Raw genomic sequence first — 4,059 nt, forward strand, 5'->3', positions numbered from 1 at the left:
GATTTGTGAACACCGATCCATTGTGGGAGCGAGCCTGCCCCCAAGGCCGCGCCGCGGTCTAAAGCGGAGCCAGCTCAGCCTCGGCTGCCGCAGGCTTCACAGCCTTTGACTGGCGCATCTGCTCACACCCCCACAACACCCGCTCCGGCGTCGCCGGCGCGTCGATTCTCGGTTGCTGCCGATAATCCCCGAGGCTCGCCACGGCGTCCTTGATGGCGCACCACGCGGCGATGCCGAGCATGAACGGCGGCTCGCCCACGGCCTTGGAATGGAACACCGTGTCTTCGGGGTTCTTGCGGTTTTCCACCAGCTTCACGCGCAGATCCAGCGGCATGTCAGCCACGGCCGGGATCTTGTAGCTGGCCGGGCCATTGGTCATCAGCTTGCCCTTGTCGTTCCACACCAGTTCTTCCATGGTCAGCCAGCCCATGCCCTGGATGAAACCGCCCTCGACCTGGCCGATGTCGATGGCCGGGTTCAGCGAGGCGCCAACGTCGTGGAGGATGTCGGTGCGCAGCATCTTGTATTCGCCGGTGAGGGTGTCGACGATCACCTCGGCACACGCCGCGCCGAAGGCGTAGTAGTAAAACGGCCGACCACGGGCCTGGCTGCGGTCGTAGTAGATTTTCGGGGTCTTGTAGAACCCGGTGCTCGACAGCGAGACCTGGGCGAAGTAGGCCTGTTGCACCAGCGCCTCGAAGGTCAGGATGTGATCGCGCACCCGCACATGGCCGTTGTGGAATTCCACGTCTTCTTCGCTGACCTTGTATTGCCGCGCGGCGAATTCCACCAGGCGTTGCTTGATGGTTTCGGCGGCATTCTGCGCGGCCTTGCCGTTCAGGTCAGCGCCGCTGGACGCGGCGGTGGGCGAGGTGTTCGGCACCTTGTCGGTATTGGTCGCGGTGATCTGCACGCGGTCCATTTCGACCTGGAACACCTCGGCCACCACTTGGGCGACTTTGGTATTGAGCCCTTGGCCCATTTCCGTGCCGCCGTGGTTCAGGTGGATGCTGCCGTCGGTGTAAACGTGGATCAAGGCCCCGGCCTGGTTGAGGAAACTGGCGGTGAAGGAAATGCCGAACTTGACCGGCGTCAGCGCCAGGCCCTTCTTGAGGATCGGGCTGCCTGCGTTGTAGCGGCGGATCGCTTCGCGGCGCTCTGCGTACTGGCTGCTTTCTTCCAGTTCAGCGGTCATTTCCTCGAGCATGTTGTGCTCGACGGTCTGGTAGTAGTGCGTGACATTGCGCTCGGTCTTGCCGTAGTAGTTGGCCTTGCGCACCGCCAGCGGGTCGAGCCCCAGGTGCCGGGCGATGGCATCCATCACCTCTTCGATGGCGACCATGCCTTGGGGCCCGCCGAAACCACGGTAAGCGGTGTTCGACGCAGTGTTGGTCTTGCAGCGATGGCCGTTGATGGTCGCGTCGCCCAGGTAGTAGGCATTGTCGGCGTGGAACATCGCCCGGTCGACAATCGAGGCCGACAGGTCCGGCGAGCAGCCGCAGTTGCCAGCCAGTTCCAGGGCGATGCCATGCAGGCGCCCGGTGTCGTCGAAGCCAACGTCGTATTCGATATAGAAAGGATGGCGCTTGCCGGTCATCAGCATGTCCTCCACCCGGGGCAGGCGCATCTTGGTCGGCTGGCCGGTGAGGTGGGCGATGACGGCGCACAGGCAGGCCGGGCTCGCGGCCTGGGTTTCCTTGCCGCCAAAGCCACCGCCCATGCGGCGCATGTCCACCACGACCTTGTTCATCGACACGCCCAACACTTCGGCCACCAGCTTCTGCACTTCGGTGGGGTTCTGGGTCGAGCAATAGACGATCATGCCGCCGTCTTCGGTGGGCATCACCGAGGATATCTGGGTTTCCAGGTAGAAGTGTTCCTGGCCACCGATGTGCAGCGAGCCCTGGATGCGATGTTCGGCGGTGGCCAGCGCCGTCGCCGAATCGCCGCGCTGGTGGGTGTGACTGTCGAGCACAAAGTGCCGCTTGCGCAGCGCCTCGACCACATCCAGCACCGGTTCGAGGTCTTCATATTCAATAATCGCGGCCATCGCTGCCTGGCGTGCGGTCTCCAGATCCCTGGCCGCCACGGCGAGTACCGGTTGGCCGACGAACTGCACGTCATCGATCGCCAGCAGCGGGTCGCCGGGCAGCAGCGGGCCGATGTCCTTCAGGCCGGGAATGTCCTGATGGGTAATAGCGATGCGCACCCCTTCGAAGGCATAGCAGGGCGTGGTGTCGATACGCAGGATCCGGGCGTGGGCGCGGTCCGACAGCCGAGCATAGACGTGCAACTGGTTGGGGAATTCAAGCCGGTCATCGATGTACTGGGCTTCGCCGGAAACGTGTTTGGCGGCGCTGTCGTGCTTGACGCTGCGGCCCACGCCCGTGGTCAGGTCACGGGCGAACAGCTCGGCCAGTTCGGCCTGGGTCTTTTCTACGGCGTGATGGTTAGACATAAGCGGTCACCCGAGTCTCGATGTGCGGCGTTTGCAGCTCGATGAAGTATTTGCGCAGCAGGTTGCGGGCGCTGAGCAGACGGTATTCCTTGCTGGCGCGGAAGTCCGACAGCGGCGTGAAATCCTCGGCCAGGGCCGCGCAGGCCCGTTCGAGGGTGCTGTCGTTCCACGGCGCGCCGATCAGTGCGGATTCACAGTGCCTGGCACGCTTGGGTGTTGCGGCCATGCCACCGAAGGCGACACGCGCGTCCTCGACCAGACCGTTTTCGATGCGCAGGTTGAACGCTGCGCAGACTGCGGAAATGTCATCGTCCAGGCGCTTGGAAACCTTGTAAGCGCGGAATGCCTGCTCGGCGCTGGCCCGGGGCACGATGATCTTTTCGATGAACTCGCTTTCCTGGCGGGCGGTCACCCGGTAGTCGATGAAATAGTCTTCCAGGGCCAGGGTGCGGCGGGTCTGGCCCTTGCACAGCACAATCTGCGCGCCGAGGGCGATCAGCAGGGGCGGGGAGTCGCCGATGGGCGAGGCGTTGCCGATGTTGCCGCCCAACGTGCCCTGGTTGCGGATCTGTAGCGAGGCGAAGCGCAGCAGCAGTTCGCCGAAGTCCGGGTATTCGGCTTTCAAGGCCTCGTAGCAATCGGAAAGCGCGGTGGCGGCACCGATTTCCAAACGGTCATCAAAACGCTCGATGCGCTTGAGTTCGGCGACGTTGCCCACGTAGATCATCACTGGCAGGGTGCGGTGAAACTGCGTGACCTCCAAGGCCAGATCGGTGCCGCCAGCCAGTAGCCGCGCCTGCGGATAGGCGTCGTAGAGGTCGGCCAGGTCGGCCACGGTCAGCGGCACCAGGCAACGCTTGTCACCGCTGTTGAGCTCGCCGGTTTCGGTCGGGGCGATGGCTTTCAGGCGGGCGATGGTCTGGGCTTCGCGGGCGTCGAACTGGTCCGGTTGTTTGCCGCAGCAGGCCTGGTCGGCCGCCGCCAGGATCGGCCGGTAGCCGGTGCAGCGGCACAGGTTGCCGGCCAAGGCTTCGTGGGCCTTGTGGGCGTCGGGTTGTTCGCTGTTCTTTTGCAGGGCGAACAGCGACATGACGAAGCCCGGGGTGCAGAAACCGCATTGCGAGCCGTGGCAGTCGACCATCGCCTGCTGGACGCTGTGCAGCTGGCCGTTGTGCTTGAGGTCTTCGACGCTGATCAGTTGCTTGCCGTGCAGCGACGAGACGAAGGTCAGGCACGAATTGAGGCTGCGGTAGCGGATGCGCTCGCGACCGTTCGCGTCCGTTTCCAGTTCGCCCACCACCACGGTGCATGCACCACAGTCGCCGCTGGCGCAGCCTTCCTTGGTGCCGGGTTTGCCGACATGCTCGCGCAAATAGTTGAGCACGGTCAGGTTCGGGTCCAGGGCGTGCTCGCTACGGAGTTCCTGGTTGAGTAAAAACTGGATCACGGAAGGCCTCGCAGATTCATTATTGTTGTATCGACGTGGGCTGAATTTAGCAGTTCTGACTTTTCGGTCAACGTTTTTCTGACTTAAAGGTCAAGAAAAGCTGTTTTGTCGATACTCAACGTATTCAGTATGGTCCCTCTGTGGGAGCGGGGGG

2 protein-coding genes are annotated in these 4,059 nt (G+C 63.2%); both read right to left on the minus strand.

The genetic code is table 11. The annotated features are described in order from the left end of the window. Positions 1 to 58 precede the first annotated feature (58 nt). The gene (gene xdhB, locus ACE04F_RS13830) at positions 59 to 2,458 is read right to left on the minus strand and encodes a xanthine dehydrogenase molybdopterin binding subunit (protein WP_486107508.1); all 2,400 of its coding nucleotides are present in this window, start codon (positions 2,456 to 2,458) and stop codon (positions 59 to 61) included. Continuing rightward, positions 2,451 to 3,905, minus strand: coding sequence for a xanthine dehydrogenase small subunit (xdhA, locus tag ACE04F_RS13835; RefSeq protein WP_486107510.1), 1,455 nt, complete (start codon positions 3,903 to 3,905; stop codon positions 2,451 to 2,453). Before xdhA ends, xdhB begins: the two co-directional genes overlap by 8 nt. Between the last annotated feature and the right edge of the window lie 154 nt (positions 3,906 to 4,059).

This window comes from Pseudomonas sp. AGC41, assembly GCF_057334555.1.

Excerpts from the sequence above, each read along its gene's own strand:
- xdhB (WP_486107508.1), bottom strand. The coding sequence starts at position 2,458 with ATGTCTAACCATCACGCCGTAGAAAAGACCCAGGCCGAACTGGCCGAG.